Source organism: Streptomyces torulosus (assembly GCF_001419765.1).
Lineage (GTDB): Bacteria > Actinomycetota > Actinomycetes > Streptomycetales > Streptomycetaceae > Streptomyces > Streptomyces torulosus.
The window spans coordinates 1-5,221 of sequence record NZ_LIRK01000938.1 but is presented as its reverse complement, the minus strand read 5'-3'; the positions used below and the strand labels follow the sequence as shown (position 1 = coordinate 5,221).

The window sequence follows — 5,221 nt, the reverse complement described above, 5'->3', positions numbered from 1 at the left end:
CACCAACTCCCGCTCCAACCCCCTCCCCCGCTTCTCCACCACCGCCGAAGCCACCTCCGCCAACTTACGATTCGTTCCCTGCGAGATACGCCGCAGCACGGTGAACGCCGCCTCCGCATCGCAGCCGAGGACATGCATCACGATCCCGCACGCCTGATCGACGACCGGCCGCGTCCGCAGCGCCGCACCGAGCTGGTCGAGCTCCGTGAGCGCCGCCCGGTACGACCGGTCACGGACGATGCACGTCGCCGCGAGATCCCCGAGCGCGTGGGCGGGCCCGTGCGGCACGTCCCCCAACGCCCCGGCGCGGAAGCTGTAGAGACTGAGCGTGACGGTCAGGCCCGACCGCCGGAACGGCAGGGTGACACTGGACCGTACGCCCGCGTCGAGGGCCACGGCCCGATAGTCCGGCCACCGTTCGTCGCTCAGGAGATCCGCCGCGTCGACCGGCTCCCCGCGCTCCAACGCCGTCGGGATCGGCCCCTCGCCCGACCGGAGTTGGACCGCGACCAGCCCGGCGAGGTCGGGGTGGGTGACGGCGGCGGGCCGCTCCGCACCGTCGTCGGACACCATGCTGCTCGCCCCGCAGCAGTCGCTGGTGCAGCGGACGGCCTGCTCGACGAGCTGTGAGAGCCTCCTCGCCGGAAGGGCCGACTCGGGCGATTCCCCGGGCGGAAGGCCGACATGTTCGGGTTCCGGCATGCTGCGCGCCTCCTCTCGTGGGTCGCGTTCCCGTTCGCCCGCGCGGAAAACGGACGCGGCGGGCCCCTCCGCGCGAAGGAGGGGGAGTACTGACGTCGTGCGGTGTGCCACGCCATCCCCGTGAACGCCTCTCACGCGTTACGTTCGTCGCATGGCTCAGACGGACGAATTCGGCGAGGAGCTGGCGGATTTCGTACGCCGCGTCGCGGAGCTCAAGACGGCCAGGTCGGTGCCGGCCGACGACCTGCCGACGGTACTGGACGCGGCGATCTTCGAACTCGACCACGTGGCGGACCAGTTGTGGCCGCGGTACGAGCGGCTCACGGCCCGACCGCCCGGTGGGACCTCGTCGACCGCGCAGGAACACCAGTTGCTGAAGGCCGTCTTCCAACTGCTGCCGCTGCCCGTGGCCCTGCTGGACCGGGAGACGGTGGTGCGCCGCCTCAACCAGGCGGCGAGCGCGTTCACCGGTGTGCGGGCGGGTTATGCGACCGGCCGCCCGCTCACCGGATTCCTGGCGCACGCCGACCGGAGCGCGTTCCGGGGGCAGGTGGCGGCGGTGGCGCGCGGCGAGGGCGACCGCAGTCTCACCGTGCACCTCCAGCAGCGCCCCTCCGTGCCGGTCCGGGCGACGTTGACGGCGCTGCGCCCCAGTGGTGAGCCCCGCACCACCGTGCTGGTCGTGCTGCAGCCGGCGGGGCACCGGCTGCCGGCCGTCGAGAGCTCCGCCCGCCCCCTGCCCAACCTCGCGGAGGCGACCCGCCACGCGGCGCTCATGGATCTGCTGGACGCCATGACGACGGCCCTGCTCACCGTGCCCGCCGCCGAGGCCCTCGACCGCGCGGCCCGGGTGCTGCACGGCCGCTTCGCCGACTGGGTCGTGGCCGACACGGCGTCCCCCACGCTGACCCGTACGACCGTGCTGGCCCCCTCCGGCAAGGAGGCGGGTCTCCTCGCGGAGCAGGACCCGGCCACCTGCCCCTTGGTCGTGGCCGCCGCCCGGGGCGGCTCCACCGCCCTCCAGGTCCGCCCGCCGGACCCCGACGCCTTCGGCCACGACACCACGGGCGCCCCCGTCCTCGTCCGGGCCGACGTCACGTCACTCCTGTCGGTCCCCCTGACCGCCCCCGACGGCACGGTCAGAGGCGTCCTCACCCTCTTCCGTTCGGGCGCCCGGCTGGCCTTCTCGATGGCGGAGGCCCGGGCGATGGACACGATGTCCCGCCACATCGCCCTCGCGATGGACGCCCGCGGGTGACCGACGGGGGTCCCCGCGGACGGCGTCACTCCCTCAGTGAGGAACGACCGGCCCGCCGAGCCCCGCAGGGGTCGGCCGGCCGGTCGCATCGGTGGCTGAGGGCGTGGGTGGGGTGTGGCCGGGGTTCAGTCGGAGGGGCCACCGGCGTCCTGCATCACCTGGTCGCGCAGTCGGTCACAGCACCGGCTGATCAGCCGGGAGACGTGCATCTGTGAGATGCCCAACTGCTCCGCGATCCTGCTCTGCGTCATGTCGCCGAAGAACCGCATGTAGAGGATCGCCCGCTCCCGCTCCGGCAGCGCCGCGAGCCGCGGCTTGACCGCCTCGCGGTCGACGACGGTGTCGAGCGCGGGGTCGGGCGCGCCCAGCGCGTCGCTGAGCGAGTAGCCGTCCTCGCTCCCCGGCAGTTCGGCGTCCAGGGACAGCGCCGTGAAGCTCTCCAGGGCCTCCAGGCCGACCTGGACGTCTTCCTCGCTCATGTTGGCGTGTGCCGCGATCTCGGCCACGGTGGGCCGGCGGCCCGAGATCGTCTGGGACAGGTCCTGGGTGGCGAACCGAACCCGGTTGCGCAGGTCCTGGACCCGGCGCGGCACGTGCAGGGTCCACATGTGGTCCCGGAAGTGCCGCTTGATCTCACCGGTGACGGTGGGTACCGCATAGCTCTCGAAGGCGTTGCCGCGCTCGGGGTCGTAGCGGTCGACGGCCTTGACCAGGCCGAGCGCCGCGACCTGGCGCAGGTCCTCGTAGCTCTCGCCGCGGCTGCGGAACCGGCCGGCGAGCCGTTCGGCCATGGGCAGCCACGCCTCGACGATTCGTTCCCGGAGAGCGTCCCGCTCCGGGCCGGGGGGTAGCGTCGCCAGCTTTCGGAACGCCTCCGCGGTGTCGGGGGCGTCGTCGTGCGGGTGGTGCTTCGCGCTTGCCTGAGTACGCATGGTGCGTCGCAACTCCCTAGATGTGCTCTGGGGGGACGGTCACCGTGGGGGCGCGGACATGCACATATGGGGCACACCCGTGGTGGATGGATCGCCGATCCCACGGACGTGCCTCCTGTCCGAAGCACTGAGGTGCGCCTGCCCCGCTTCATGCGCGGCAAACACACCCAGGTTTTCCTCCTCCCCGCCGGGTGACTCGGCCTGAGAAAAAACACCCCGGGAGGTCCAGTATGGGCACATATGTCGCCGATCACATCCTGCGCAGGCTGCGCGCATGGGGAGTCGAACATGTCTTCGGCTATCCCGGTGACGGCATCAACGGGCTGCTCGCCGCCTGGGGCCGGGCGGAGGACCGGCCGCGGTTCATCCAGTCACGGCACGAGGAGATGTCGGCGTTCCAGGCGGTCGGCTACGCCAAGTTCTCGGGTCGGATCGGGGTGTGCGCGGCGACGTCGGGGCCCGGCGCGATCCATCTCCTGAACGGTCTGTACGACGCCAAGCTGGACCATGTGCCGGTGCTCGCGATCGTCGGCCAGACGCATCGCAGCGCGATGGGCGGCTCGTACCAGCAGGAGGTGGACCTGCACACCCTGTTCAAGGACGTGGCCTCGGACTTCGTCGAGACAGTGACGGTGCCCGAGCAGCTGCCGAACGTCCTGGACCGGGCGATCCGCACCGCTTACGCCCGCCGGGCGCCCACCGCGATCATCGTCCCCGGCGATGTGCAGGAACTGGACTACTCGCCGCCCACCCACGACTTCAAGATGGTCCCCTCCAGCCTGGGCAGCGGCTCCTGGACGACGGTCCCCTCGCAGGAGTCGCTGGAGCGGGCGGCGGAGATCCTGAACGCCGGCGACAAGGTCGCCGTCCTGGTCGGTCAGGGTGCCGCCGGGGCCCGCGCCGAGGTCCAGCGGATGGCCGAGCTGCTGGGCGCGGGGGTCGCGAAGGCCCTCCTCGGCAAGGACGCGCTGAGCGACGAGCTGCCGTACGTCACGGGCTCGATCGGACTGCTGGGCACGCGCCCCTCGTACGAGCTGATGCGCGACTGCGACACGCTGTTGACCATCGGCTCGTCCTTCCCTTACTCGCAGTATCTGCCCGACTACGGCAAGGCGCGGGCGGTCCAGATCGACATCGACCCGCACATGGTCGGGATGCGCTACCCGTACGAGGTGAACCTGGTCGGCGACGCGAAGGCGACGCTGGAGCGGCTGATCCCGATGATCGACCCGGAGCGGGGCCGGGAGTGGTTCGACGAGGTGTGCGCGGGTGTGGCGCGCTGGCGTGAGGTGATGACGCGGCGCGCGGAGCTGTCGGCCGATCCGATCAACCCGGAGTACGTGGCCCACGCCCTCGATCCGCTGCTGCCGGACAACGCGATCATCTCCTCGGACTCCGGTTCGGCGGCGAACTGGTACGCCCGCCATCTGACCCTGCGGGACGGCATGCGGTCGTCGCTGTCGGGCACGCTGGCGACGATGGGCTGCGGGGTGCCGTACGCGATCGGCGCGAAGTTCGCCCATCCGGACCGTCCGGCGATCGCGCTCGTCGGGGACGGCGCGATGCAGATGAACGGTCTGGCGGAGCTGATCACGGCGGCCAAGTACAAGGACGGCTGGGAGGATCCCCGGCTGGTGGTGGGCGTCTGGAACAACCGTGATCTGAACCAGGTCACATGGGAGCTGCGGGCGATGGGCGGCGAGCCGTCCTTCCTGCCGTCGCAGGAGCTGCCGGACGTCCAGTACGCCGCGTTCGCCCGCTCCCTGGGGCTGACCGGCATCCGGGTCGAGAAGCCGGAGGACGTCGAGGCGGGCTGGCGGGCGGCCCTGGAGGCGGACGGCCCCGCCGTCGTCGAGTTCCTCACGGACCCGGCGGTCCCGCCGATCCCGCCGCACGCCACCTGGGAGCAGATGGAGGCCACGGCCGCCTCGATCCTCAAGGGCGACGCCGACCGGGGCTCCATGATCAAGCAGGGTTTCAAGGCGAAGGTGCAGGAGTTCCTGCCGAGCACGAAGCCGAAGAGCAAGAAGTAACGCTGTTGAACGGCGCTGAAGAGTCAGTTGCGCACGAAACAGTTCAGTGGTCGGTTCAGTAGCGCGGCGAACTGTTCAGTGCCATACCTGTCGGCGTGAAAGCCTCCCTCTCCCTTGATCTCCCCCGGCGTCTCCCCGTAGTGGCGGTGCCGCTCCCGGACGAGTCCCTGCTGAGCTTGCTGGACTCACGCCAGAGGCGGTGCGTCGGATGACGTGGACACCTCGTCCGGGGCCTGTCGAGCCAGTCGTCTCGCAGGCCCCGGACGTCGACGCGGGCCGCCCCGGCCCGGGGGGAG

General features: G+C 71.3%; 4 protein-coding genes. 2 read left to right on the top strand and 2 right to left on the bottom strand.

The window, feature by feature from the left end:
- The coding region (locus tag AOK23_RS42780) for an ANTAR domain-containing response regulator (protein WP_055717763.1) at positions 1-702 on the bottom strand (702 nt) is incomplete at its 3' end.
- Between the two features lie 151 nt (positions 703-853).
- Between AOK23_RS42780 and AOK23_RS42775 the strand changes: the two genes are divergently transcribed.
- Positions 854-1,960, top strand: coding sequence for a PAS domain-containing protein (locus AOK23_RS42775; RefSeq protein ID WP_055717762.1), 1,107 nt, complete (start codon positions 854-856; stop codon positions 1,958-1,960).
- A gap of 125 nt (positions 1,961-2,085) precedes the next feature.
- Here the strand turns inward: AOK23_RS42775 and AOK23_RS42770 are convergent, their stop codons facing one another.
- Complete coding sequence (locus AOK23_RS42770) at positions 2,086-2,892, bottom strand: RNA polymerase sigma factor SigF (RefSeq protein WP_055717761.1); 807 nt, start codon at positions 2,890-2,892, stop codon at positions 2,086-2,088.
- 230 nt (positions 2,893-3,122) lie between these two features.
- Between AOK23_RS42770 and AOK23_RS42765 the strand changes: the two genes are divergently transcribed.
- Positions 3,123-4,925 (top strand): thiamine pyrophosphate-requiring protein, encoded by a 1,803-nt coding sequence (locus AOK23_RS42765; protein WP_055717760.1) that lies wholly within the window; start codon positions 3,123-3,125, stop codon positions 4,923-4,925.
- Positions 4,926-5,221: the final 296 nt, after the last annotated feature.

What these genes read in the sequence shown, in the direction of transcription:
- AOK23_RS42775 (WP_055717762.1), top strand. Translation starts at nt 854, where the DNA reads ATGGCTCAGACGGACGAATTCGGCGAGGAGCTGGCGGATTTCGTACGC.
- AOK23_RS42770 (WP_055717761.1), bottom strand. Translation starts at nt 2,892, where the DNA reads ATGCGTACTCAGGCAAGCGCGAAGCACCACCCGCACGACGACGCCCCC.
- AOK23_RS42765 (WP_055717760.1), top strand. Translation starts at nt 3,123, where the DNA reads ATGGGCACATATGTCGCCGATCACATCCTGCGCAGGCTGCGCGCATGG.